The following is a 24,204-nucleotide window of genomic DNA, read 5'->3' on the forward strand; positions in this document are numbered from 1 at the left end:
CCCGCCCGGGCCGCCCGGGCGGGGGCTTCGGCCTTCCCCCGAACCCTCTTGATGAGAATTACGTAATTACGTAAGGTTGGTGTCATGGAGCTGGAGCAGCGGGTCGCCGAGCTGGAGAGGCGGCTCACGGCGCTGGAGCGACGGGACCCCGAGTCCCCCCGCCTGGGCGACGGCGACTTCTGGGCGCTGGAAGGGCTGAAACAGCAGCTCGCCGAGGCCGGGGAGGCCGGGGCCGACGGGGGAGTGCTCTACACGGGCTCGGTCCGGCTGCCCACCGGCGAGCAGTACGGATGGCAGTACGGCGCCTTCACCGAGGCCCTGTTCGACGGGGACTGGACGGACGCCGCCGAGTCGTTCGCCGCCCTGGGCCACCCGGTCCGGCTGCGCCTGCTCCGCGAGATCCTCGGCGGCCTGAGGACGGCCGCCGAGCTGGCCGCGCTCGACGGCGCCGGCACCACCGGCCAGATCTACCACCACCTGCGCCAACTGACCGGCGCGGGCTGGCTGCACGCGGCGGGGCGCGGCCGGTACGAAGTGCCGCCCGCCCGGGTCGTACCGCTGCTGGTGGTGCTGACGGCGGCGCGGCCGTAAGAACCGCAGACAGCAGGGGGAAACGATCATGTCCGTCCGCACAGCCGTTCCGGCCGCCATGCGGCTGTCCTGGCTGGTCCTGCTCGCGCTGATGATCGGTGAGTTCGTCACGGATCTGCCCGGACCGGGCTGGGCGACCACCTTCCTGCCCGCGATGGTCGTGCTCGCCCTCATGGTGGCCACGACCACCCTCCAGGCCCGGGCCGCCGCGCCCCGGGGCGAGCCGAGGCCCCCGGTCGAGGTCGAGCCGCCGGTCACCGGCCGCTGGAGCGCCCTGAACAGCCCTGCGGACAAAGTGCCGAGCCACGGGACGCACGGGTACGGGCAGACGTACGCGATCGACATCGTGGCCGACCCGGAGACGGCGGAGGGCGAGGCCCCGGCCCGGCCCGCGTTCCGCCCGCTCTGGCCGCTCTTCCGCCGCAACAGCGCCTTCCCGGCCTTCGGGGCCCCGCTGCTCGCGATGGCCGACGCCACGGTCGTGACCGCGAGCGACGGCCAGCGCGACCACCTGAGCCGGAACTCGCTCCCGGGCCTCGTCTACCTGATGTTCGTCGAGGGCAGCGTCCGCTCGATCCTCGGAGCACACCGGGTCATCGGCAACCACGTCGTCCTCGACCTCGGCGACGGCACGTACGCCGTCTACGCGCACGTCCGGCGCGGCTCGCTCCGGGTGAAGGCCGGGGACACGGTCCGGGCCGGGCAGCCGATCGGCAGCGTGGGGAACTCCGGCAACAGCTCCGAACCGCATCTCCACGTCCACCTCATGGACAGCCCGGACCTCGACGACGCCCGGGGCGTCCCGTTCACCTGGCGGGGCGTCGGGGTTCCGGCGAACGGCGAGACGTTCACGGTCGACGCAGCCGGGGCGCGGATCGCCAAGGCCCGGCCGGGCGATGTCGGCGGTGCCGGTTAGTCTCGGCCCATGCCCCCGGCCAAGAAGCGCCCGCGCGCCTACGACCACGCCAGGATCCGGACGGCGGTCCTCGCCCAGTACGCCCATGTGCGCGACGCGGTCGCCGCGTTGACGCCGGATCAGCTCGACCGGCCGACCCGGCTCGGCGACTGGGCGGTGCGTGATCTGGTCGCGCACATCGCGCAGGGGCTCGGCTCGGTCAGCCGGGACCTGGCCCTGCCGGAGCCGCCCGGGCCCCGGCCCGCGACCACCCTCCTGGAGTGGCCGCCCGCCGTCGCCGCGGTCGTCCGGGACCCCGGCGCCCCGGCCCCGGCGGCCGACCGGCCCGACCTCCTCGCGCTGTACGGGGAGGTCGAGGCGGCCTTCCTCGCCGACGTCCCCGCCACCGGCACCGGGGACCGGCTGCTGCCCACCCGGGTCGGCTCCATGCGGCTGACCGACTACCTCGTCACCCGGGCCGTCGAACTGGTCGTCCACACGGACGACCTCAACGAGGCGCTCGGGCTGGAGGTCCCGTACGACCGGCAGGCGCTGGCCGCCTGCACCCGGCTGCTGGCGGACACCCTCGCGGACCGGGCGCCGGGCGGCTCGGTCGAGGTGCGCGTCCCGCCGTTCGCGGTGGTCCAGTGCATCGGCGGGCCCAAGCACACCCGGGGCACCCCGCCCAACGTCGTGGAGACCTCCCCGCTGACCTGGATCCGGCTCGCCACCGGGCGTACGGAGTGGGCGCGGGCCCTGGAGGACGCCGAGGTCAGCGCCAGTGGGGAGCGGGCCGATCTGGCCGCGCTGCTCCCGCTGCTGCGCTGAGCCGGCCCGTCCGGCGGCCAGGGCCTCTCGCGACGCGGCGACCCGGTTCCGCAGCCCGGAGCGGAGCGGGCGGAACCGGATCGGACGCTCGTACCGTCCCATCGCCATGCACACACAACGGATGACCCTCAGCGTCAGTGTCCTGGCCCTCCTCGCCCTCGCCGCCTGCGGTACGGAGTCGGGTTCCGGCTCCGGCAAGGGATCCGGCGACGGCAGCGACACCGTGCGGAGCGATGTCCCCGTCACCGGCGTGGCGTGGAGCGTCGACTCGGTGACCGTCGGCGGGAAGAAGACCGAGGCCCCGGAGGGCGCCCGCCTGGAGATCGACCCGAAGGGGCGGGCGACGGCGAACTTCGGCTGCAATCACATCAGTGTGGACGCGCAGGTGAAGGGCGACCGGATCACCCTGGGCAAGCCCGTCACCACCCAGATGGCGTGCGACGTGAAGACCGAGAGGTTCGAGAAGGCCGCCATCGACGCGATGGGCGGCGAGCACACCGCCGAGCTCTCCGGCGACCGGTTGACCCTGACCACGGAAAGCGGGGACACCATGGCGCTCAGCGAGGAGAAGCCGGCCGGCCTGGTGGGCACCGAGTGGACGGTGAACACGCTGCTCGACGGGGAGACCGCCACCACCGTGCCGGCGGATCTGCCGAAGGAGCGCACGCCGCACCTGACCTTCGCCGACGACGGCACCGTACGCGGCAACGCCGGCTGCAACTCCTTCAGCGGCAAGGCCACGGTCAAGGGCTCCACGATCGTCTTCGGGCCCACGGTCAGCACCCGCAAGATGTGCCCGGAGGCCCAGATGGAGACCGAGCGCGCCGTGCTCGCCGCCCTCAAGGGCACGAAGACGTACACGATCAAGGGCAGCACCCTCACCCTGGCCGCCGACGACGGCAAGGGGATCGGGGCCACAGCCGCTCCCGCCGGGGCCGAAAACAGCTCCCAGCACGGCTGAACCGGGCTCCTCGGTGTGAGGCTCACCACGAAACGAGCGTTCGGCCAGCAGTCCGGGCGAAGATCGGCCGGGCTCACCGAGCGCCACGGCCGCCCGCCCGCCGCCCATCGTGGCTACCCGTCGGTAACCAGCCGCTCGGCCCGGAAGTGAGCGCCGCGTCGGCCCCGGGCGCTCCGCGCCCTCCGAGCGTCGGTCACACAGGGTCACGGACCGAAGTCCCGCGAATCGCCCGCGCCGGGCGGCGGGCGGGCCCGTTCCCCGTGCTCCACCGCGCGTTTGCCCCCCGGTCCCCAATTCGGACCAGTGGTCGATCTCGCCTACACTCGGTGCCGTGCCCCGTGGTGATGGACGACTCAACCACGACCTGCTCCCCGGAGAGAAAGGCCCCCAGGACGCTTGCGGCGTCTTCGGTGTCTGGGCTCCGGGTGAAGAGGTCGCCAAGCTCACCTATTTCGGACTGTATGCCCTGCAGCACCGCGGACAGGAATCCGCGGGCATCGCAGTGAGCAACGGGTCCCAGATCCTGGTCTTCAAGGACATGGGACTGGTCTCGCAGGTCTTCGACGAAACGTCTCTGGGTTCCCTCCAGGGCCATATCGCGGTCGGTCATGCCCGCTACTCCACCACCGGTGCCTCGGTGTGGGAGAACGCGCAGCCGACGTTCCGTGCCACCGCGCACGGCTCGATCGCCCTCGGTCACAACGGGAACCTGGTCAACACCGCCCAGCTCGCGGAGATGGTCGCCGACCTCCCGCGCAAGGACGGCCGGGCGACCCAGGTCGCCGCGACCAACGACACCGACCTGGTGACCGCGCTGCTCGCCGGACAGCGCGACGAGAACGACAAGCCGCTGACCATCGAGGAAGCCGCCGCCAAGGTGCTCCCCGACGTCAAGGGCGCGTTCTCGCTCGTCTTCATGGACGAGCACACGCTCTACGCCGCCCGTGACCCGCAGGGCATCCGCCCGCTGGTCCTGGGCCGTCTGGAGCGCGGCTGGGTCGTCGCCTCCGAGTCCGCCGCGCTCGACATCTGCGGTGCCAGCTACGTACGCGAGATCGAGCCGGGCGAGCTCGTCGCCATCGACGAGAACGGCCTCCGCACCTCTCGATTCGCAGAAGCGAAGCCCAAGGGCTGTGTCTTCGAGTACGTCTACCTGGCCCGCCCCGACACCGACATCGCCGGGCGGAACGTCTACCTCTCCCGGGTGGAGATGGGCCGCAAACTGGCCGCCGAGGCTCCCGTCGAGGCGGATCTCGTCATAGCGACCCCGGAATCCGGCACCCCCGCCGCGATCGGGTACGCGGAAGCCAGCGGTATCCCGTTCGGCGCCGGACTGGTCAAGAACGCCTACGTCGGCCGGACCTTCATCCAGCCCTCGCAGACCATCCGCCAGCTCGGCATCCGGCTCAAGCTGAACCCGCTCAAGGAAGTCATCAAGGGCAAGCGCCTGGTGGTCGTCGACGACTCGATCGTCCGCGGCAACACCCAGCGCGCGCTGGTCCGGATGCTCCGCGAGGCCGGTGCCGCCGAGATCCACATCCGGATCTCCTCGCCGCCGGTGAAGTGGCCCTGCTTCTTCGGGATCGACTTCGCCACCCGCGCCGAGCTGATCGCCAACGGCATGACCGTCGACGAGATCTGCACCTCCATGGGCGCCGACTCGCTCGCGTACATCTCGATCGACTCGATGATCGAGGCGACGACGATCGACAAGCCGAACCTCTGCCGCGCCTGCTTCGACGGTGAGTACCCCATGGACCTCCCGGACCCGGAGCTGCTCGGCAAGCAGCTGCTGGAGACCGAGCTGGCGGCGGGCCCCGCGGCGACCGCCGCGGCCGACGCGCTGCGCCGTCCGTGACCCGGACGCACCGCGGCCCCTCCCACCAGCCCCGTATCTCCACACGAAAGATCCCAGGCCATGTCTGAGACAACAGGTGCTTCCTACGCGGCGGCCGGCGTCGACATCGAAGCCGGTGACCGCGCCGTCGAGCTGATGAAGGAGTGGGTGAAGAAGACCCAGCGCCCCGAGGTCGCAGGTCTCGGCGGACTCGGCGGGTTCGCCGGCCTCTTCGACGCCTCGGCGCTGAAGCGCTACGAGCGCCCGCTGCTGGCCTCCGCCACCGACGGCGTGGGCACCAAGGTGGACCTGGCCCGCCAGATGGGCGTGTACGACACCATCGGCCACGACCTCGTCGGCATGGTCGTGGACGACCTCGTCGTCTGTGGCGCCGAGCCGCTGTTCATGACCGACTACATCTGCGTCGGCAAGGTGCACCCCGAGCGTGTCGCGGCCATCGTGAAGGGCATCGCCGAGGGCTGCGTCCTCGCGGGCTGCGCCCTGGTCGGCGGCGAGACGGCCGAGCACCCGGGTCTGCTGGGCCCGGACGACTTCGACGTCGCCGGAGCCGGTACGGGCGTGGTCGAGGCCGATCGCCTGCTCGGCCCGGACCGCATCCGCAAGGGTGACGCCGTCATCGCCATGGCGTCCTCCGGTCTTCACTCCAACGGGTACTCGCTCGTCCGCCACGTGGTCTTCGACCGGGCCGGCTGGACGCTGGACCGCGAGGTCGAGGAGTTCGGCCGCACGCTGGGCGAGGAGCTCCTGGAGCCCACCCGGATCTACTCCCTGGACTGCCTGGCCCTCACCCGTACCACCGAGGTGCACGGCTTCAGCCACGTCACCGGCGGCGGCCTGGCCAACAACCTGGCCCGGGTCATCCCGGACGGGCTGCACGCCACCGTGGACCGCTCCACGTGGACGCCCGGCGCGGTCTTCGACCTGGTCGGCAAGGCGGGTCAGGTCGAGCAGCTGGAGCTGGAGAAGACGCTCAACATGGGCGTCGGCATGATCGCGATCGTTCCGGCCGACTCGGTGGACGCGGCCCTGACGACGCTGGCCGACCGCGGGGTCGACTCCTGGGTCGCCGGTGAGATCACCGACCGCGGCGACCACGCGACGGGCGCCGAACTGACCGGGGCCTACGCACGCTAGTCACCGTCGTGCGGTGGTGCGCCCGGCGCACCACCGCTCACGGAACGGGAACCGGCGCGCCCCGCGGGCAGCCCGGACCGGGACACACAGAACCCGGCCCGGGGCAAGCCCGGACCGGGTCGAAGTGTCAGCGCGAGGTCAAGCTCCGCGGCGCTGTGACGACGGACCGGACTGGTCGTCCTGATCGTCGTCATCGTCCTGGTTGTAGCGATCCGCGTACTGTGCGTACGGGTCATCTTCCTCGTCGTCGTCCTCGAACGGCTCAGCGTTCGGTGGCTGACTCGAAGGCGATGCGCCCAGCTCATTGGCCAGACGCGACAGGTCCGTCCCGCCGCTGCTGTACTTCAGCTGGCGGGCGACCTTGGTCTGCTTGGCCTTTGCCCGGCCGCGCCCCATGGCTCGACCCCCTCGGTGACGGGGCTCGACGGCCCCAGAGTCTTGACACGCGTTCATGTTTCAGGACGGACTCTCGGCAGAGAGACCGCGCCCGTAGGGCTTTAACGGTACCTGCTTCCGTGGCCATACGGTACGCCGCCCGCATCCCGGTCCCCGGCACAGGGCCAGTGAGGAGCCCCGTCCTCGCTGGTCAACTGCGATTTTAACCTCTTGTGGAGGTACGACCCGCCGACCGGCGTGAGTCTTGTCTCGCCGGCCGACGGGTCGTGGGCGGCCACCGGGTCAGCGCGAGCGCGCCTCCGCCATCCGCTGCTCGGCGAGCCGGTCGGCCGCCGCGGCCGGCGGAATGCCGTCCGCCTTCGCACGTGCGAATATTTCCAGCGTGGTGTCGAAGATCTTCGTCGCCTTCGCCTTGCACCGGTCGAAGTCGAACCCGTGCAGCTCGTCGGCCACCTGGATCACGCCACCGGCGTTGACCACGTAGTCCGGCGCGTAGAGAACCGACCGGTCGGCCAGGTCCTTCTCCACGCCCGGGTGCGCCAGCTGGTTGTTGGCCGCGCCGCACACCACCTTCGCGGTGAGCACGGGGACGGTGTCGTCGTTCAGCGCGCCGCCGAGCGCGCACGGCGCGTAGACGTCCAGGCCCTCGGTACGGATCAGGGCGTCGGTGTCCGCCGCCACGGTCACCTCGGGGTGCAGGTCGGTGATCGCGCGCAGCGACTCCTCGCGGACATCGGTGATCACGACCTCGGCCCCGTCGGAGAGCAGGTGCTCGACGAGGTGGCGGCCGACCTTGCCGACGCCGGCGACGCCGACCTTGCGGCCGCGCAGCGTCGGGTCGCCCCACAGGTGCTGGGCCGAGGCCCGCATGCCCTGGAAGACGCCGAACGCGGTGAGCACCGAGGAGTCGCCCGCGCCGCCGTTCTCGGGGGAGCGGCCGGTGGTCCAGCGGCACTCCCGGGCGACGACGTCCATGTCCGCGACATAGGTGCCGACGTCGCAGGCGGTGACGTAGCGGCCGCCGAGCGAGGCGACGAACCGGCCGTAGGCGAGGAGCAGTTCCTCGCTCTTGATCTTCTCCGGGTCGCCGATGATGACGGCCTTGCCGCCGCCGTGGTCGAGACCGGCCAGGGCGTTCTTGTACGACATCCCGCGCGACAGGTTCAGCGCGTCGGCGACGGCGTCCGCCTCGGAGGCGTACGGGTAGAAGCGGGTACCGCCGAGGGCCGGGCCCAGGGCGGTGGAGTGGAGGGCGATGACGGCCTTGAGGCCGCTGGCACGGTCCTGGCAGATCACGACTTGCTCGTGGCCCCCCTGATCCGAGTGGAACAGGGTGTGCAGGACGCCGTCGGTCACATCGGTCACTGTGGTGACTCCCAAATAACGAAGCGGCGGAGGCCCTCCTGGGGGTGGGGAGGGCCCCGGACCGACCGGCACGGCCGGTCCGATGGGCAAGAGCGTAAGTCCTCCGGCGCCGCGTATCTGCCCCCGCGCGAAGGATCACCCTCCAGGGGCTGCGCAGCCGTGGCACGATGCGCTCCATGTCGGTGGTGTCTTCGGTGCGCGTCCCTTACACGTCCTACCTCCGGATCTACGAGCCGCTCGCCGCCTTCGCCGAGCCCGAGCGCAGCCACTGGGCGCGCTACGCCCAGCGCGAGGAACTCCCCACGGCCCAGGACGAACTGCGCCGCTCGCTGGCCGACCTGGTGTCGACGCCGCCGGTCGCGGTGCCCGTGCACGAGAGCGGCGACGCGTTCGTGACGGAGCTGGACGGGGTGGTGTGCGTCTGCCCGTGGCGGACCCGGCTGCGGGGCTGGCTGGCCCTGGAGGAGCTGGGGGGCATGTTTCCGGCCAACGTGCTCGACGCCGTGCTGCCCGCGGTGGTGCGCGGCCAGGCGGCGGCGGACCACGAGCGCTGGCGGCGGCTCCACCCGGACGCGCGGCCGTGGATCCGGACCACGGTGTGGCAGGTCCCGGTGCGCTGGTTCGTCCTCTTCCACGACGAGGAGCGGGAGTACACGGCGGCCGACGGTGCGGGGGCGGGGCCCGTCCTGCGGTACCGGACCCGGATGGTCGAGGCCAGGCGCCGGCTGGCGCGGGCGCTGCGGACGCTGCGGGAGAGCGTTCCCGAGGGGCCGCTGACCGAGGGCCTGGTGGATGTGGGGCGGTGGCTGGAGGAGTTCCATCCGCGCTCGCTGGTCGAGCTGGACTACGGGGGCCTCGTCCACGCGCTGCCGGCGGACCGGCTGGCCGGGGACCGGTCGGCGGCGGACGTGGCCGAGGGGCTCGCCGCGCTGCGGGACGGCGACAGCGAGGGCGCGGGTGAGGCGTACGCGCGGCTCGCGGAGCGCTGGCGGGCGGTCCGGGACCGCCAGTTCACCAATTGACGTGAAAAGGCCCACAGCGGCATCAACGCGACGGAACCGGGGCATCCTTCATCCAGGACGAAGGGCCGGGACGCGAAGAGGAGGGAGGAGGCGGCACGGACGGACCGTGAAGCGACGGACGATCCGTGAACCGGTGTTCTGTGAACCGGTGTTCCGTGTGACACGTGAGGTCTCATGGGACGGGTGAGGCAGAGGTGTGCGTCGCGGAGCTCGGGACCTACGTCCCGAACCGGGCCTTTGCCTCAAGCGTGATGGACAGCACTAACGGGGCCCTTGCGCCTATCCCTAACCCTCATGCCAAAATAGGACAAGGAGTCCGGGGAGGGCTCCTTCTGTCCAAGTAAGGGCAGAATGCTCGACATTGCACTCTATGGGGGGTCTGACGACTCCTGATCGCTCTGTGACTGATCGTCACCGGGGCGTGACTGTCCGCTATGGCATGGTCCATCGGCTTCCGTCGCTGATGAACACCTGGGAGGGCAATTCCATCGGTTTGGCCGACGTGGCTGGACGGATGGTGTAGTTGTAGTGCCGAGGACAAGCCGTTCGTCCTATAACCGACTCGGCCCGCGTCCGCCATTTCGGGCAACGCGGGTCAAGGTGCAGAATTTAGAGGAAAGAACCGAGAAGGTTCGGTTCTCCCGAGGAGGCCGCTCATGACCGCTCGCACCCCTGATGCCGAGCCGCTGCTGACCCCGGCTGAGGTTGCCACGATGTTCCGCGTGGACCCGAAGACGGTCACCCGTTGGGCCAAGGCTGGCAAGCTCACGTCCATCCGCACGCTCGGTGGACATCGCCGGTACCGCGAGGCAGAGGTCCGCGCACTGCTCGCGGGTATTCCGCAGCAGCGCAGCGAGGCCTGACACACCCCTGCCGACCAGCGATAACAGCAGCACAGCAGTACCGCAGCACAGCACAACATCCGGGCAGCTGCCAGGTCCCCCAACCTCAGCCACCCGCCCATAGCTCCACTCGACGGACGCCTGCCCCAACGGGCGTCATACCTGTGCCCCACGGGTTTCGTCGTATCGATCGCGCTGGACTCCGCCGGGTCCAGCGCGATCTTTTTTGTGCCCGGACGCGCCCTCTCCGGCCGGCCTCCCGGACGCCCGGACGGCCCCTGGGCAGCGCTCTCCCGGCCGCTCCCGCGCCCGGACCGGCCCGGAGCCAGAACCGGGCGGTCGGTCGGCTTCAGGGGGTCGGCGGGGGCGTTCGTGAGTCTGTGAGCGGGTCTGTGCGGGAGTGTGGGTGAGCGTCCCGGACGCGGTGGGACAGCCCCGGACGGAACGGTCTCCGCAACTCCACGAACCCCGTGCAATTGCACATATTAAATTCACCAGTTGTAGGGGAGGCGTAAGATCCCCCGGTCTGAAAACTCTTTCGGTGACTACCGTCACATCGCCTGATGCTTGCCAACTACGAGCCTGCCACTGCGCGGACGCGGAGTCACCCGGCCGATGGTCGTGTCGCCGGGGGTCTTTCGTCCTCGTTCCCGACCGGCCGCCCGGTGTTCTCGACCGTCCGGCGGGTGTTCCCGACCGGCCGCCCGGAAGCGTTCTCCGGAGCGGCGGGGGCGCCGGCGGGGGCCGGGGCGGCCTCGGCCGCTCCCTCGGGCTCCGAGGCGGCCCCGGGCTCCATGGCGAGCCGCAGGAGGCGATGGCAGACCGCGCAGTGCCGGGTGAGATGGCCGTAGGCGGCAGCGGCCGCCAGATGGGCGCGCAGCAGCGCGCGGGTCTCGTGTCGTGCTGCGGACGCGGACATGCGAGCCACCTCCCGGTGGTCACGGCCGTCCCCCGCCCGCGAGAAGCGCCGGGGATACGGATACGGCCTCTGCTCCTCCGGGGTACCCGCGGCGGACGGAGCCGTCAAGACGCGAGAAAGCCCGGATCGAAATGATCCGGGCTTTCTCTACTGCGGTCCTGACGGGATTTGAACCCGCGGCCTCCACCTTGACAGGGTGGCGAGCACTCCAAACTGCTCCACAGGACCAGGTTTTAGCCGCTTGCCTTGCGGCTTGCTGCGAAACCAGACTGTACAGGAGTTGGGAGGCCCAGGTCGACTTCACTCCTGGTGGTGACTCCGTCACCCGCCTCCCGGCCCCCTCCGGCGGCCCCGCGTCAGGGTGCGAGGGCGTCGATCGCCTTCACGATCCGCTTGTCCGAGACGGGGAACGCGGTCCCCAGCGCGTGGGCGAAGTAGCTCACCCGCAGCTCCTCGATCATCCAGCGGACGTCCAGCGCCTCCTGCGGCACCGGCCGGCCCTGCGGGAACTGCTCCAGCAGCCAGGCGTACTCGTCCTGCATCTCGTGGACCTTCTCCATCCGCGTGGTGTCCCGCTGGACGGCCGTCGGCATCTGCTGGAGCCGCCGGTCGGCCGCCACGAGGTAGCGCATCAGGTCCGGCAGCCGGCGCAGCCCCGTGGCCGTAACGAAACCGGACGGTACGAGACGGGCCAGCTGAGCCCGTACGTCGGTGACGTTGGCCACCAGGGCCAGGCTGTTCGTCGACTTCAGGCGGCGCTCGCACGCCTGCCACGCGGCCAGGATCTGCTGCACCTGGTCGATCGTGCGGACGGTCAGGTCCACCAGGTCCGCGCGCACCTTGTCGTACAGCGTCCGGAACGCCTTCTCGTCCCACGCGGGCCCGCCGTGCGCGGCGATCAGCCGGTCGGCCGCGGCGGTCGCGCAGTCCTCGAAGAGTGCCTGCACCGAACCGTGCGGATTACGGGACAGCGCCAGCTTCTGCTGGTTGCTCAGCCGGTCGGACGCGAACTTCGCCGGGTTCACCGGGATGTTCAGCATGATCAGCCGCCGGGTGCCGCGCCACATCGCCTGCTGCTGCTCGGCCTCGGTGTCGAAGAGCCGTACGGCGACGGTGTCGCCCTGGTCGACGAGGGCTGGATACGCCTTGACCGGCTGGCCGGCCCTGCGGGTCTCGAAGACCTTGTTCAGCGTGCCGATGGTCCAGTCCGTGAGGCCCGAACGCTCGATGGACTCCCCGGTGGGCCCCGCGGTCGCCGCGGCGGCCTTGGAGAGCGCCTGGCGGGCCTTCGGCCGCAACGTGAGCTTCAGCGCCTCCAGGTCCTTGTCCTCGGCGACCTTCCGCCGCCGCTCGTCGACGATCCGGAACGTGATCTTGAGGTGGTCCGGGACGCGGGAGAGGTCGAAGTCGTCCGCCGTGACCGGGACCCCGACCATCCGCTGGAGCTCACGCGCCAGGGTCTGCGGCAGCGGCTCCTGGAGCGGGACCGCCCGGTCGAGGAACTTCTCCGCGTAGTTCGGCGCGGGGACGTAGTGCCGGCGGACCGGCTTCGGCAGCGAGCGGATCAGCTCGGTGACGACCTCCTCGCGCAGCCCCGGGATCTGCCAGTCGAAGCCCTCGGCGGTGACCTGGTTGAGCACCTGGAGCGGCACGTGCACGGTCACACCGTCCGCGTCCGCGCCGGGCTCGAACTGGTACGTCACCTTGAACTTGAGCTTCCCCTGCCGCCAGGAGTCCGGGTAGTCGTCCTTGGTGACGGCCCCGGCCTTCTCGTTGATGAGCATGGAGCGCTCGAAGTCGAGCGCGTCCGGCTCCTCCCGCCGCTTGTGCTTCCACCAGGAGTCGAAGTGCGCCCCGGACACGATGTGCTCGGGAATCCGCTGGTCGTAGAAGTCGAACAGCGTCTCGTCGTCCACGAGGATGTCGCGGCGGCGGGCGCGGTGCTCCAACTCCTCGACCTCGCCGAGCAGTTTGCGGTTGTCGTGGAAGAACTGGTGGTGGGTGCGCCAGTCGCCCTCGACCAGGGCGTTGCGGATGAACAGATCCCGCGAGGCCTCCTGGTCGATCCGTCCGAAATTGACCTTGCGCTGGGCGACGATCGGCACACCGTAGAGGGTGACCCGCTCGTACGCCATCACCGCCGCCTGGTCCTTCTCCCAGTGCGGTTCGCTGTAGGTGCGCTTCACCAGGTGCTGGGCCAGCGGCTCGATCCACTCTGGCTCGACCTTGGCGTTGACCCGCGCCCAGAGCCGGGAGGTCTCCACCAGCTCCGCCGACATCAGGAACCGCGGCTGCTTCTTGAACAGCGCCGAGCCCGGGAAGATCGCGAACTTGGCGCTGCGCGCGCCCAGGTACTCGTTCTTCTCGGTGTCCTTCAGCCCGATGTGCGACAGCAGCCCGGCCAGCAGCGAGGTGTGCACCGCCTGCTCGGGAACGGACGCCTCCGCCTTGGGCTCCTCGACGGTGATGCCCATCTGCTTGGCGACCGTCCGCAGCTGCGCGTAGATGTCCTGCCATTCGCGGATGCGCAGGAAGTTCAGATACTCCTGCTTGCACATCCGGCGGAACGAGGACGAGCCGCGCTCCTTCTGCTGCTCGCGGATGTACGCCCAGAGATTCAGGTACGCCAGGAAGTCGGACGTCTCGTCCTTGAACCGGGCGTGGTTCTGATCCGCCTGCGTCTGCTTCTCCGCCGGCCGCTCGCGCGGGTCCTGGATGGAGAGCGCGGCGGCGATGACCATGACCTCGCGGGCGCAGCCGTTCTTGTCGGCCTCGATGACCATGCGGGCCAGGCGCGGGTCGACGGGCAGCTGGGAGAGCTTGCGCCCGAGCGGGGTGAGCCGCTTCTTCGGATCCTTCTCCGCCGGGTCCAGCGCCCCCAGCTCCTGGAGGAGCTGGACGCCGTCGCGGATGTTGCGGTGGTCCGGCGGGTCGATGAAGGGGAACTTCTCGATGTCGCCGAGCCCGGCGGCGGTCATCTGGAGGATGACGGAGGCCAGGTTGGTCCGCAGGATCTCCGGGTCGGTGAACTCCGGCCGGGTGACGAAGTCGTCCTCGGAGTAGAGCCGGATGCAGATGCCGTCCGACGTACGGCCGCAGCGGCCCTTGCGCTGGTTGGCGCTGGCCTGGGAGATCCGCTCGATCGGCAGCCGCTGGACCTTGGTGCGGTGGCTGTAGCGGGAGATACGGGCGTTGCCCGGGTCGATCACGTACTTGATGCCGGGGACGGTCAGCGAGGTCTCGGCGACGTTGGTCGCGAGCACGATGCGGCGTCCGGTGTGGCGCTGGAACACGCGGTGCTGCTCGGCGTGCGAGAGGCGGGCGTAGAGGGGGAGCACCTCGGTGTGTCTGAGGTTCCGCTTGTTCAGCGCGTCCGCCGTGTCCCGGATCTCGCGCTCACCGGAGAGGAAGACCAGGACGTCGCCGGGGGCCTCGTGGCCCAGCTCGTCGACGGCGTCGCAGATCGCGGTGATCTGGTCCCGGTCGGAGTCCTCGCTGTCCTCCTCCAGCAGGGGGCGGTACCTGACCTCCACCGGATACGTCCGCCCGCTGACCTCCACGATCGGGGCGTCCCCGAAGTGGCGCGCGAACCGCTCCGGGTCGATGGTCGCCGAGGTGATGACGACCTTCAGATCGGGGCGGCGGGGCAGCAGCCGGGCCAGATAGCCGAGCAGGAAATCGATGTTGAGGGACCGCTCGTGGGCCTCGTCGATGATGATCGTGTCGTACGCCAGCAGCTCGCGGTCCGTCTGGATCTCGGCGAGCAGGATGCCGTCCGTCATCAGCTTCAGATACGTCGACTCCGGGTTCACCTGGTCGGTGAAGCGGACCTTCCAGCCGACGGTCTCGCCCAGCGGCGTCTTCAGCTCGTCCGCGACGCGCTCCGCGACCGTACGGGCGGCGATCCGGCGGGGCTGGGTGTGCCCGATCATGCCCCGGACACCGCGCCCCAGCTCCATGCAGATCTTCGGGAGCTGTGTGGTCTTCCCGGACCCGGTCTCCCCGGCGACGATCACGACCTGGTGGTCGCGTATCGCCTCCAGGATCTCGTCCTTCTTCTGGCTGACCGGCAGCTCTTCCGGGTACGACAGGGCGGGCAGCCGGGCCGCGCGCGCCGCGAGCCGGTCGGCCGCCTTTCCCGCCTCGGCCGCGATCTCGTCCAGCACGGACTGGCGGGCCTCGGGCTTGCGGATGCGGCGCGCTCCTTCGAGGCGCCGGCCGAGCCGGTTCGCGTCGCGGAGCGAGAGCTGACCGAGCTGGGACTGGAGATCGGCGAAGGAAGTAGACATACGGATCCCAGGATCTCACCCGGGCCCGGCCGGTGGCGACCTCATTTCACGCGGGCTGCGTCACGCGCCGCGTACCATTTCGGGCAGTCGAACGCCCCGTAACCGCCGATCAGCCGATCACGCGAGAAAGGCCCGGTCCCGTGTCCCGTACGCAGTGGTGGAGCCTGACGGCGCTGCTCGCGGTGGTGCTGGGGCTGCTGTGCGGGCCGACGGCCTTCGCGGCCGCCGGGACGGGGGCCTCCTCCGTGCCGGTGGCGCAGGCGGCGCAGGCGGCGCAGCACCGTGGGCAGGCGGCGCAGGACCGTGGGCAGGCGCACCACGCCCCCGTGGCCGAGGCCACCGGCGATCGCGCCCCGGTCCCCGGCTGCGGGAAGCTCCGTGATCACGGCGGTGAGCCCGCCGTTCCCTCCCGCGCCCGGTCCGCCCACGACCAGGCACCGGGTCTCGCGCCGTGGGGGCTGCCCGCCGCGACGGGCGCGCCGTCGGCCGAGCCGCCGCCGGGGATACGGGCCCGCGCCCCGGTCCCCCACACCCCGACCCCGGTCGAACTCTCCGTGCTGCGGGTGTAGGGGGTCTCGGCGGACATCCGCCCGCCCCGCACCTTCCGCCCTTCCTCCCTCATCACCAGCACGGAGTGCCGCATGCCCACGCCCGAGAACGCGAAGTCCTCGAAGTCCGCGAACGCGCGCAAGCCCCTCGTCTACGGCGCGGTGGTCGTCGTCGCGGCCGGTCTTCTCGGCTTCGCCTCGTACAAGGCCACCGCCCCCGACGACACCTCGAAGGACACCACCGCCACCGGCCCCGCCGCCGAGGTCTCCGCCGACCCGGATGCGGGCGTCTACCCGGAGCTGGCGAAGCTCGCCCGCCGGGACGCCGACGACAAGCTGGCCATCGGCCCGGCCGACGCCCCGGTCGTCCTGATCGAGTACGCCGACTTCAAGTGCGGCTACTGCGGCAAGTTCGCCCGGGACACCGAGCCGGAGCTGATCGAGAAGTACGTGAAGGACGGCACGCTGCGCATCGAGTGGCGCAACTTCCCGATCTTCGGAGAGGAGTCCGAGAACGCCGCCCGGGGCGCCTGGGCCGCCGGGCAGCAGAACCGCTTCTGGGAGTTCCACCGCGCCGCCTACGCCGAGGGGGCGAAGGAGAAGGGCTTCGGCAAGGACCGGGTGAAGGCGCTCGCCGAGCAGGCCGGGGTGAAGGACCTGGACCGGTTCATGAAGGACCTCGACAGCGACGCGGCCCGGGCGTCGGTCAAGAAGGACCAGGAACAGGCGTACGGGATCGGCGCCACGTCCACCCCGTCGTTCCTGATCAACGGCCGCCCGATCGCCGGCGCCCAGCCGGACGAGACGTTCACCCGCGCCATCGAGGCCGCCGCCGAGCGGGCGAAGACCACGGGTGCGGCGGGCAAGGCCGGGGAGCCCGCCAAGTGACGGCGGACATCGGCTACTTCGCGGCCTTCCTCGGTGGGTTGCTCGCCCTGGTCAGCCCGTGCAGCGCGCTGCTGCTCCCGGCGTTCTTCGCGTACTCCATCGACTCCACCTCCCGGCTGCTGGCCCGCACCGGCATCTTCTACGCCGGGCTCGCCACCACCCTCGTCCCGCTCGGCGCGGCCGGTTCGTACGCCGGGCGGCTGTTCTACGGCCACCGCGACGCACTCGTCACCGGCGCGGGCTGGCTGATCATCGTGCTCGGTCTCGCGCAGATCGTCGGCCTCGGCTTCGCCTCCCGGCGGATGGCCGAGCTCAGCGGCCGGATCCGCCCCACCACCGCGTTCTCCGTCTACGCGCTGGGCGCGGTCTACGGCCTGGCCGGATTCTGCGCGGGCCCGATCCTCGGCAGCGTCCTGACCGTCGCGGCGGTGAGCGGCAGCCCGGTCTACGGGGGACTGCTGCTGGCGGTGTACGCGCTCGGGATGGCCGTCCCCCTCTTCCTCCTCGCCCTGCTCTGGGAACGCTTCGACCTCGGCCGCCGGACATGGCTGCGCGGCCGGGCCGTCCGGCTCGGCCGGTTCGAGCTGCACACCACGTCGCTGCTGTCGGGGCTGTTCTTCATCGGCCTCGGCGCGCTGTTCCTCGTCTACGACGGGACGACCGCGCTGCCCGGCCTGCTCGGGGTCGACGACTCGTTCGCGGTCGAGCAGTGGGCGCAGAAGCTCGGCGAACGGGTGCCGGACGGGGTGGCGCTGGTCGCGGTGGTGCTGGTGGCGCTGCTGGTCCTGGGCGTACGGACCTGGCGGCGGCGCGACGGAGCCGTGCCGCAGGAAGGGCAGCGGGAGGAGACCGAGAAGGTGTGACACGGCGAAGGCCCCGTCCGGGGGACGGGGCCTTCGAGAAGTGGCTGGGGCCGGGATCGAACCGGCGACCTATCGCTTTTCAGGCGATCGCTCGTACCAACTGAGCTACCCAGCCACGCAGCCGCTGGGGCTGCAAGCGGTCCTGACGGGATTTGAACCCGCGGCCTCCACCTTGACAGGGTGGCGAGCACTCCAAACTGCTCCACAGGACCAAGCAATGCGCGAAACAAGTCTCGCACACGGTGAAACGTGCCCCCAACGGGATTCGAACCCGTGCTACCGCCTTGAAAGGGCGGCGTCCTGGGCCACTAGACGATGAGGGCTATTGGCCCGCCGGTTCGCTTTGCAGCGCGTCGGGGACGTGAGAAGCATATGGGATGGGTGGAGCTATCGCCAAAACGGTTTACGGCGATGGGGTCGGGCGGCCCGGGGAGCGGGTCGCGGAGGGCGAGGAGGACGCGGACGACGGCGACGGGGAGGGCGAGACGGGCGAGTCCTTCTGCAGGTTCTCCTCCGGGAGATGGCGGCTGACCTCGGCGGTCGTCAGCCCCAGGCCGCCGAGCGTGATCTCGTCCCAGGCCTGGAGCCGGCGGGTGGAGCGGTCCAGGTAGAGCACGGAGGCGTGCACCTTCTCCGGCTTCTCGTTCTGCACGGCGCGCAGCCCGCCGCCACCCGTGGAGCCCTCGACCTTCAGCCGGGTGCCGAGCTTCAGCTGTTCGTTGATCCGGCGGTGGAGGTGGCCGGAGAGCACGAGGGGGACCGTGCCGTCGGTCTCCCGGGCGGTGTTCGGGTCGTGGGCGACGGCGATGTCGACCGGGGTGCCCGCGCGCTCCTGGTCGCGCAGTGCGGAGGCGAGGCGCGCCCCTTCGAGCTGCGCGGCCGCCTTGCCGCCGACCGGGGCGGTCCGGTCCGGGGTGAAGGAGGCGTCACCGGTGCCCGCGATCCGCAGCCCCCCGACGTTCACCGCCTTGCCGTCGTCCAGGACGCGGACGTTCCGGAACTTCTTCAGGTAGTCCTGGGTGACGGTCGAGTCGTGGTTGCCGCGCACCCAGACGTAGGGCGCGCCGAGGTCGCGGATCGGGTCGAGGAAGCCGTTCTCGGCGGCGGAGCCGTGGTCCATCGTGTCGCCGGAGTCGATGATCACGTCGATCTCGTACTGCTCGACGAGCGAGGCGATGATGTGCCAGGCCGCCGGGTTGAGGTGGATGTCGGAGACGTGCAGGGCCCGGATCGTGCCGGGGTCGGGCTGGTAGACGGGGAGCGTGGAGGTCGCGTCGTACAGCTTGGTGACGTTGGTGACCAGGCGGGCCAGCTCCTGCTGGTAGATGTCGAACTCGGTGACGATCGAGCGGGCGTCGCCGACCAGGGACGGAGCGCTGGAGAGCAGCCCGGAGAACTTCGGCTCCAGGACGGACTTCGGGTTCCAGGTGGCGTACGCGCTGACGCCGGAGGCGGCCAGCAGGGTGAGGGCGAGCCCGCCGGCGGCCAGGGCGCGGCGGGGGCGGCGGTAGACGACGAGGCCGAGGGCGGCCGCGCCGGAGATCACGGCGACACAGGAGCGCACGGCCAGCTCCCTGGTCCCGGCGGCGACGTCCCGGGTGACCTCGTCCTGGAGGCCGGAGAACCGTTCCGGCTGGTCGACCAGGGCCTGGGAGCGCTCGGGGTCGAGGCGGTCCACGTCCACGTCGAGCCGCAGCGGTGCGATGTGCGAGTCCAGCTCCAGGGCGCCGAGCGGGGACACGTTGATCTTGCTGCCGCCGGTGAGGGAGGGGCGGAGCGTCATGCTGGTGTCCATGGGGCCGACCGGCGTCCGGACGGAGCCCACGGCGAGCAGCCCCAGCCAGGCCCCCAGCACGACGACGGCGAACATGCCCAGCGCGCGGAGCCAGGGGCGGCGGGCTGGGGCCGTCAGGTCGCCGGGGACCGGTGGGCGGGGTGCCCCCGGTCCGCCGGCGGCCGTCGCGCGGGGCGTTCGCGGGGCGGCGGTACGGCTTCGGGGCGCCGGGCGGGCGAGCCGGCTGAGGCGGTGCCGGACGCGGTCGGCTGCGGCACGGAACGGGACGCGGACCATTGGGCCCGTATGCCCCGGTACGGCCTTCGCCATGCCCGGCGGCTCCACCGGTCATGCGTCCGTACGGACCCGGACGCCGGGATGCCGCGCGGTCGCCGTCTGCCCGTACCCGTCCCCGTACGGGACAATGGCCGGGTGCTGGAGATGACGCGCGAACAGTTCGAGGAGCTGGTGAGCCAGGCTCTGGACCGGATTCCGCCGGAGCTGACGCGGCTGATGGACAACGTGGCGGTGTTCGTCGAGGACGAACCGGACCCCGGCGACCCCGACCTCCTCGGGCTCTACGAGGGCACCCCGCTCACCGACCGCGGCGAGTGGTACGCCGGGGTGCTGCCGGACCGGATCACCATCTACCGGGGCCCGACGCTGCGGATGTGCGAGACGCAGGAGGACGTCGTCGCGGAGACCGAGATCACCGTCGTCCACGAGATCGCCCACCACTTCGGCATCGACGACGAGCGGCTGCACGCCCTGGGGTACGGATGAGCGAGCAGGAACCGCGGGAGCTGCCGGAGCCCGGCCCGCCGTCCGCACCGCAGGGCCGGGTGCTGGCGGCGGTCGCGGCGGGCGGCGCGCTCGGAGCCCTCGCCCGGTACGGCGCGCTGGTGCTGTGGCCGGCGCCCGGTCACGGCTTCCCGTGGACGGTGTTCGCCGTCAACGTGACCGGCTGCGCCCTCATCGGCGTCCTGATGGTGCTGACCGTCGAGCGGGGCCGGGTGACCCGCCCGCTGGTGCGGCCCTTCCTCGGCGTCGGCGTGCTCGGCGGCTACACGACCTTCTCGACGTACGCGGCGGACGTCTCGGGCCTGCTGGTCCGTCAGGAGATCGCGGTGGCGATGGCGTACACGGCGGCGACCGCGGTGGCCGCGCTCGGATCCGTGTGGGCGGCGGCCGTGGCCACACGGACCTGGCTGGACCGGGGCGGGCGGCCGGCCGCGCGGCCGGCCGCGCTGGACGAGGGGCGGACCGCGTGACCTGGCTGCTGGTGGCGATCGGCGGCGCGGTGGGCGCGCCCCTGCGCTATCTGACGGACCGTGCGGTGCAGGCCCACCAGGGCCCGGGCGTCCCGTACGTCTTCCCGTGGGGCACCTTCACGGCGAACATCGCGGGCAGCCTGCTGCTCGGCGTGCTGACCGGCGCCGCGGTCTCCTCCCCGGTGCACGCCCTGCTGGCGACGGGGCTGTGCGGGGCGCTGACGACGTACTCGACGTTCTCGTACGAGACGCTCCGCCTGGCCGAGACGGGCCGGGCCTTCCTGGCAGCGGCCCATGTGCTGGCGTCCCTGCTGGCCGGGCTGGGCGCGGTGTTCCTGGGGGCGGAACTGGCGGGCGGGTTCGGGGTGTAGCGGGCGTCGCGCGGTGCGGGCCGCGCGGGGGTGTGGCCGGGTGGCTTCGGCGGGTGGCGCGTGGGGCGGTGCGGGGCGCTCGCGTTTCGGGCGTGTCTCCGGCGGGGTCGGGGGAGTTGGGCACGGTGCGAAGCCTCGCTCCGACGTCGCGGGCTCCATCCCTCGCCACGCTCCCGCTCCCTCGCCCCGGAGGTGCCCCTCGTGCGCCAGTTCCCCGCCCCTGTCCGCTGGGCGGCCGTCACCGCGCTGACGATCGCCGCGTCCACCGGCTGCATGAGCGTCGGTGAGGACGGCGCCGGAGGCCCGGGCCCCTCGCGGTCCGCCGGCCCGAAGGGCTCCGCCGCCGATCCGGCGGGGGACACGGTTCCCGGCTCGGGGTGGTCCGGCGGGCGTGGCGGCGGCGCCCACCCCCACTCGGACCGGGGTGTTCCCGGCGGCAGCCCGCGTCCCGACGCCTCCGGCGCCAGGCCGTCGGCCACCGCCGAGGACATCCGCCCCGAACCGGCCGCCCCCGGCCGGCCCACCCGCGGCGGCTCCGGGACGCAGCCCACTCCGACGCCCTCGACGCCGGGGCCGGGGGAGCCGCCGCCGGTCACCCCGGAGCCGCCGGTCCCGCCGACGCCCGCCCCGGACCCGGACCCGGACCCCGATCCCGAGCCGGAGCCCACCGATCCGCCGGAGCCGCCCCCGTCGGCCTCGCCCGCCGCGCAGTTCCGGGCCCAGGGGCTGGGTGGGCCGAAGAAGGTCGGGCCGCTGCGGACGCCGGAGGCATCGCCGCAGGTGGGGCCGGTGTAGCCGGGGTCACAGCGAGGGCGGTTTGCGCAAGGTGGGTGAGAGTGCGTATGGTGGTAGATCGTTTGATCCCATTGCCCGGCGCCGACACAGAAGAGCGCCGTGTGGCGCGTACTCTCCCTTGCCGTGGCTGGACCGCATTGAGGCGGTCGAAATTGCGAATCACGGAGTTATGGGCGCGTGCCGAGACTCCGGAAGGTTTCGCATTTCGCATGTCAATTTCCAGTTCTGACCGCACCGTCATGCCCGAGAACGTCGACAACGCCGAGCTCGCCGAGCTGGTCGAGTCCGCCGTGACCGAGGCCCCCGCCGGTGCGACCGCCCCGGCCGCCGAGAAGACCGAAGAGGCCACCGAGGCTCCCGTGGCTGCCGAGGCCCCCGAGGCCGAGGCCGCCGAGGCCTCCGCCGAGCCGACCGTCACCTTCGGCGACCTGGGCCTGCCCGAGGGCATCGTCCGCAAGCTCGCCCAGAACGGCGTCACCACCCCCTTCCCGATCCAGGCGGCGACCATCCCGGACGCCCTGGCCGGCAAGGACATCCTCGGCCGTGGCCGTACGGGCTCCGGCAAGACCCTCTCCTTCGGTCTGCCCACCCTGGCCGCCCTGGCCGGTGGCCGCACCGAGAAGAAGAAGCCCCGCGCCGTCATCCTCACCCCGACCCGTGAGCTCGCGATGCAGGTCGCGGACGCGCTCCAGCCGTACGGCGACGTGCTCGGCCTGAAGATGAAGGTCGTCTGCGGCGGTACGTCGATGGGCAACCAGATCTACGCCCTGGAGCGCGGTGTCGACGTCCTCGTCGCCACCCCGGGCCGGCTGCGCGACATCATCAACCGCGGCGCCTGCTCCCTGGAGGACGTCCAGGTCGCCGTCCTCGACGAGGCCGACCAGATGTCGGACCTGGGCTTCCTGCCCGAGGTCACCGAGCTGCTCGACCAGGTCCCGGCCGGCGGTCAGCGGATGCTCTTCTCCGCCACCATGGAGAACGAGATCGGCACGCTGGTCAAGCGCTACCTCTCCAACCCGGTGACGCACGAGGTCGACAGCGCCCAGGGCAACGTCACGACCATGTCGCACCACGTCCTCGTCGTGAAGCCGAAGGACAAGGCACCGGTCACGGCCGCCATCGCCGCCCGCAAGGGCCGCACCATCATCTTCGTCCGCACCCAGCTGGGCGCCGACCGCATCGCCGAGCAGCTCATCGAGTCCGGCGTGAAGGCCGACGCGCTGCACGGCGGCATGACCCAGGGCGCCCGCACGCGGGTCCTGGAGGACTTCAAGAAGGGTTACGTCAACGCGCTCGTCGCGACCGACGTGGCCGCGCGCGGTATCCACGTCGACGGCATCGACCTGGTCCTGAACGTGGACCCGGCCGGCGACCACAAGGACTACCTGCACCGCTCGGGCCGCACCGCCCGCGCCGGCAAGTCCGGTGTCGTGGTTTCGCTGGCGCTCCCGCACCAGCGCCGCCAGATCTTCCGCCTGATGGAGGACGCGGGCGTCGACGCCTCGCGCCACATCGTCCAGGGCGCGGGCGTCTTCGAGCCGGAGGTCGCCGAGATCACCGGCGCCCGTTCGCTCACCGAGGTCCAGGCCGACTCCGCGAACAACGCCGCCAAGCAGGCCGAGCGCGAGGCCGCCGACCTGACGAAGCAGCTGGAGCGCGTGCAGCGCCGCGCCGTCGAGCTCCGCGAGGAGGCCGACCGCCTGGTCGCCCGTGCCGCGCGCGAGCGGGGCGACGACCCGGAGGCCGCGGTGGCCGAGGTGGCCGCCGAGGCGGAGGCCGCCCTGGTGGCCGCCATCTCCGTCCCCGAGCAGCCGGCCGCTCGCGACGAGCAGCGCCGCGACGAGCGGGGCAACTACGAGCGCCGCGACAACCGTGGTGGCGACCGTGGCGGCTACCGCGGCAACGACCGTCGTGACGACCGCTCCTCGGGTGGTTTCCGCTCCGGCGGCAACGACCGTCGTGACGACCGTGGTGGCCGTTCCTTCGAGCGTCGTGACAACGACCGTCCGTCGTTCCGTGACCGTCGTGACGACCGCTCCTCGGGTGGTTTCCGCTCCGGCGGCAACGACCGCCGTGACGACCGTGGTGGCCGTTCCTTCGAGCGTCGTGACAACGACCGTCCGTCGTTCCGTGACCGTCGTGACGACCGTCCCTCCGGTGGTTTCCGCTCCGGCGGCAACGACCGCCGCGATGACCGTGGTGGCCGTTCCTTCGAGCGCCGTGACGACCGCCCGTCGTTCAACCGCGACCGTCGTGACGACCGCCCCTCCGGCGGTTACCGCTCCGGCGGCAGCGACCGTCCGTTCAACCGCGACCGTCGTGACGACCGCCCCTCCGGCGGCTTCCGCTCCGGCGGCAGCGACCGCCCGACCGGCCGCCGCGACGACCACCGTGGCGCCAACACCGGCACCAACACCGGCTCGTTCGGCCGCCGCGACGACAAGCCGCGCTGGAAGCGCAACGGCTGACCCCAGCCCGGCCGATGACCGGCCGAGCGGGTCCGCCTGACAGACCGGCAGGGCTCGTATGCCACCGAACCGACTCGGTGACGTACGGGCCCTGTTGCTGTCCCCGACCCGGTGAGAACCGCTTCC

The 24,204-nt window shown here is 71.6% G+C and carries 21 protein-coding genes and 4 tRNA genes; 16 read left to right on the top strand and 9 right to left on the bottom strand.

The window, feature by feature from the left end; all coding sequences use genetic code 11:
• The first annotated feature begins 84 nt into the window (after positions 1 to 84).
• The 6 genes from IE145_RS27855 to purM all read left to right on the top strand — a co-directional run bounded on the left by IE145_RS27855 (position 85) and on the right by purM (position 6,267).
• On the top strand, positions 85 to 591 hold the full coding sequence (locus tag IE145_RS27855; protein WP_189528207.1) for an ArsR/SmtB family transcription factor: 507 nt from the start codon (positions 85 to 87) through the stop codon (positions 589 to 591).
• 28 nt (positions 592 to 619) lie between these two features.
• Positions 620 to 1,507 carry a M23 family metallopeptidase gene (locus IE145_RS27860; RefSeq protein WP_189528208.1) on the top strand — a complete coding sequence of 296 codons (888 nt, stop codon included), beginning with the start codon at positions 620 to 622 and terminating at the stop codon, positions 1,505 to 1,507.
• A 9-nt stretch (positions 1,508 to 1,516) separates the two neighbouring features.
• Positions 1,517 to 2,314, top strand: coding sequence for a maleylpyruvate isomerase family mycothiol-dependent enzyme (locus IE145_RS27865; protein WP_189528209.1), 798 nt, complete (start codon positions 1,517 to 1,519; stop codon positions 2,312 to 2,314).
• Between the two features lie 121 nt (positions 2,315 to 2,435).
• Positions 2,436 to 3,275: an META domain-containing protein gene (locus tag IE145_RS27870; RefSeq protein ID WP_229825893.1), complete on the top strand. Its 840-nt coding sequence runs from the start codon at positions 2,436 to 2,438 to the stop codon at positions 3,273 to 3,275.
• Between the two features lie 331 nt (positions 3,276 to 3,606).
• Complete coding sequence (gene purF, locus IE145_RS27875; RefSeq protein WP_032781432.1) at positions 3,607 to 5,133, top strand: amidophosphoribosyltransferase; 1,527 nt, start codon at positions 3,607 to 3,609, stop codon at positions 5,131 to 5,133.
• Positions 5,134 to 5,193: 60 nt separating this feature from the next.
• Positions 5,194 to 6,267 carry a phosphoribosylformylglycinamidine cyclo-ligase gene (gene purM, locus IE145_RS27880; RefSeq protein WP_189528211.1) on the top strand — a complete coding sequence of 358 codons (1,074 nt, stop codon included), beginning with the start codon at positions 5,194 to 5,196 and terminating at the stop codon, positions 6,265 to 6,267.
• A gap of 138 nt (positions 6,268 to 6,405) precedes the next feature.
• Here the strand turns inward: purM and IE145_RS27885 are convergent, their stop codons facing one another.
• Together IE145_RS27885 and IE145_RS27890 are read right to left on the bottom strand one after the other, a co-directional pair.
• Entirely contained in the window at positions 6,406 to 6,663 is a 258-nt protein-coding gene (locus IE145_RS27885; protein ID WP_006125824.1) for a DUF3073 domain-containing protein, read from the bottom strand.
• A 282-nt stretch (positions 6,664 to 6,945) separates the two neighbouring features.
• Entirely contained in the window at positions 6,946 to 8,028 is a 1,083-nt protein-coding gene (locus IE145_RS27890; protein ID WP_150195951.1) for a Leu/Phe/Val dehydrogenase, read from the bottom strand.
• Positions 8,029 to 8,204: 176 nt separating this feature from the next.
• Here IE145_RS27890 and IE145_RS27895 point away from each other — a divergent pair, with 176 nt between their 5' ends.
• Together IE145_RS27895 and bldC are read left to right on the top strand one after the other, a co-directional pair.
• Positions 8,205 to 9,050 (top strand): DUF8083 family protein, encoded by an 846-nt coding sequence (locus IE145_RS27895; protein ID WP_189528212.1) that lies wholly within the window; start codon positions 8,205 to 8,207, stop codon positions 9,048 to 9,050.
• Positions 9,051 to 9,706: 656 nt separating this feature from the next.
• Entirely contained in the window at positions 9,707 to 9,913 is a 207-nt protein-coding gene (gene bldC, locus IE145_RS27900; RefSeq protein ID WP_003949541.1) for a developmental transcriptional regulator BldC, read from the top strand.
• A 583-nt stretch (positions 9,914 to 10,496) separates the two neighbouring features.
• Here bldC and IE145_RS27905 read toward each other — a convergent pair.
• The 3 genes from IE145_RS27905 to hrpA form a co-directional block, all read right to left on the bottom strand.
• Entirely contained in the window at positions 10,497 to 10,811 is a 315-nt protein-coding gene (locus tag IE145_RS27905; RefSeq protein WP_189528213.1) for a DUF6274 family protein, read from the bottom strand.
• A gap of 153 nt (positions 10,812 to 10,964) precedes the next feature.
• Positions 10,965 to 11,039, bottom strand: a tRNA-Asp gene (locus tag IE145_RS27910).
• A 128-nt stretch (positions 11,040 to 11,167) separates the two neighbouring features.
• Positions 11,168 to 15,100 (bottom strand): ATP-dependent RNA helicase HrpA, encoded by a 3,933-nt coding sequence (gene hrpA / locus IE145_RS27915; RefSeq protein WP_189528214.1) that lies wholly within the window; start codon positions 15,098 to 15,100, stop codon positions 11,168 to 11,170.
• A 140-nt stretch (positions 15,101 to 15,240) separates the two neighbouring features.
• Here hrpA and IE145_RS27920 point away from each other — a divergent pair, with 140 nt between their 5' ends.
• From IE145_RS27920 to IE145_RS27930, 3 genes are all read left to right on the top strand, one after another.
• The gene (locus tag IE145_RS27920) at positions 15,241 to 15,669 is read left to right on the top strand and encodes a hypothetical protein (protein ID WP_189528215.1); all 429 of its coding nucleotides are present in this window, start codon (positions 15,241 to 15,243) and stop codon (positions 15,667 to 15,669) included.
• Between the two features lie 72 nt (positions 15,670 to 15,741).
• Positions 15,742 to 16,536 (top strand): DsbA family protein, encoded by a 795-nt coding sequence (locus IE145_RS27925; protein ID WP_189528216.1) that lies wholly within the window; start codon positions 15,742 to 15,744, stop codon positions 16,534 to 16,536.
• The gene (locus tag IE145_RS27930; RefSeq protein WP_189528217.1) at positions 16,533 to 17,399 is read left to right on the top strand and encodes a cytochrome c biogenesis CcdA family protein; all 867 of its coding nucleotides are present in this window, start codon (positions 16,533 to 16,535) and stop codon (positions 17,397 to 17,399) included. Before IE145_RS27925 ends, IE145_RS27930 begins: the two co-directional genes overlap by 4 nt.
• 41 nt (positions 17,400 to 17,440) lie before the next feature.
• On the opposite strand, the gene IE145_RS27935 is transcribed toward IE145_RS27930, so the two are convergent.
• From IE145_RS27935 to IE145_RS27950, 4 genes are all read right to left on the bottom strand, one after another.
• Positions 17,441 to 17,514: transfer RNA gene (locus IE145_RS27935), tRNA-Phe, on the bottom strand.
• A 22-nt stretch (positions 17,515 to 17,536) separates the two neighbouring features.
• Positions 17,537 to 17,611, bottom strand: a tRNA-Asp gene (locus IE145_RS27940).
• Between the two features lie 38 nt (positions 17,612 to 17,649).
• Positions 17,650 to 17,722, bottom strand: a tRNA-Glu gene (locus IE145_RS27945).
• Between the two features lie 80 nt (positions 17,723 to 17,802).
• Entirely contained in the window at positions 17,803 to 19,470 is a 1,668-nt protein-coding gene (locus tag IE145_RS27950) for a metallophosphoesterase family protein (RefSeq protein WP_189528239.1), read from the bottom strand.
• A 135-nt stretch (positions 19,471 to 19,605) separates the two neighbouring features.
• Between IE145_RS27950 and IE145_RS27955 the strand changes: the two genes are divergently transcribed.
• The 5 genes from IE145_RS27955 to IE145_RS27975 all read left to right on the top strand — a co-directional run bounded on the left by IE145_RS27955 (position 19,606) and on the right by IE145_RS27975 (position 24,078).
• Positions 19,606 to 19,956 carry a metallopeptidase family protein gene (locus tag IE145_RS27955; RefSeq protein ID WP_006125792.1) on the top strand — a complete coding sequence of 117 codons (351 nt, stop codon included), beginning with the start codon at positions 19,606 to 19,608 and terminating at the stop codon, positions 19,954 to 19,956.
• Positions 19,953 to 20,444, top strand: coding sequence for a FluC/FEX family fluoride channel (locus tag IE145_RS27960; protein WP_189528218.1), 492 nt, complete (start codon positions 19,953 to 19,955; stop codon positions 20,442 to 20,444). The genes IE145_RS27955 and IE145_RS27960 overlap by 4 nt, the downstream gene beginning before the upstream one ends.
• Entirely contained in the window at positions 20,441 to 20,815 is a 375-nt protein-coding gene (gene crcB / locus IE145_RS27965; RefSeq protein WP_189528219.1) for a fluoride efflux transporter CrcB, read from the top strand. The genes IE145_RS27960 and crcB overlap by 4 nt, the downstream gene beginning before the upstream one ends.
• A gap of 201 nt (positions 20,816 to 21,016) precedes the next feature.
• On the top strand, positions 21,017 to 21,610 hold the full coding sequence (locus IE145_RS27970) for a hypothetical protein (RefSeq protein WP_189528220.1): 594 nt from the start codon (positions 21,017 to 21,019) through the stop codon (positions 21,608 to 21,610).
• A gap of 239 nt (positions 21,611 to 21,849) precedes the next feature.
• A complete protein-coding gene (locus tag IE145_RS27975) occupies positions 21,850 to 24,078 on the top strand; it encodes a DEAD/DEAH box helicase (RefSeq protein ID WP_189528240.1) in 2,229 nt (742 codons plus the stop codon).
• The last annotated feature ends 126 nt before the right edge of the window (positions 24,079 to 24,204 follow it).

It is taken from the genome of Streptomyces sindenensis (assembly GCF_014649035.1).
In the GTDB taxonomy this organism is placed as follows: Bacteria; Actinomycetota; Actinomycetes; order Streptomycetales; family Streptomycetaceae; genus Streptomyces; species Streptomyces sindenensis.

Coding starts and splice junctions, on each gene's coding strand:
- IE145_RS27855 (WP_189528207.1), top strand. CDS start 85: ATGGAGCTGGAGCAGCGGGTCGCCGAGCTGGAGAGGCGGCTCACGGCG.
- IE145_RS27860 (WP_189528208.1), top strand. CDS start 620: ATGTCCGTCCGCACAGCCGTTCCGGCCGCCATGCGGCTGTCCTGGCTG.
- IE145_RS27865 (WP_189528209.1), top strand. CDS start 1,517: ATGCCCCCGGCCAAGAAGCGCCCGCGCGCCTACGACCACGCCAGGATC.
- IE145_RS27870 (WP_229825893.1), top strand. CDS start 2,436: ATGACCCTCAGCGTCAGTGTCCTGGCCCTCCTCGCCCTCGCCGCCTGC.
- purM (WP_189528211.1), top strand. CDS start 5,194: ATGTCTGAGACAACAGGTGCTTCCTACGCGGCGGCCGGCGTCGACATC.
- IE145_RS27885 (WP_006125824.1), bottom strand. CDS start 6,663: ATGGGGCGCGGCCGGGCAAAGGCCAAGCAGACCAAGGTCGCCCGCCAG.
- IE145_RS27895 (WP_189528212.1), top strand. CDS start 8,205: ATGTCGGTGGTGTCTTCGGTGCGCGTCCCTTACACGTCCTACCTCCGG.
- bldC (WP_003949541.1), top strand. CDS start 9,707: ATGACCGCTCGCACCCCTGATGCCGAGCCGCTGCTGACCCCGGCTGAG.
- IE145_RS27905 (WP_189528213.1), bottom strand. CDS start 10,811: ATGTCCGCGTCCGCAGCACGACACGAGACCCGCGCGCTGCTGCGCGCC.
- hrpA (WP_189528214.1), bottom strand. CDS start 15,100: ATGTCTACTTCCTTCGCCGATCTCCAGTCCCAGCTCGGTCAGCTCTCG.
- IE145_RS27925 (WP_189528216.1), top strand. CDS start 15,742: ATGCCCACGCCCGAGAACGCGAAGTCCTCGAAGTCCGCGAACGCGCGC.
- IE145_RS27950 (WP_189528239.1), bottom strand. CDS start 19,470: ATGGTCCGCGTCCCGTTCCGTGCCGCAGCCGACCGCGTCCGGCACCGC.
- IE145_RS27960 (WP_189528218.1), top strand. CDS start 19,953: ATGAGCGAGCAGGAACCGCGGGAGCTGCCGGAGCCCGGCCCGCCGTCC.
- IE145_RS27975 (WP_189528240.1), top strand. CDS start 21,850: ATGCCCGAGAACGTCGACAACGCCGAGCTCGCCGAGCTGGTCGAGTCC.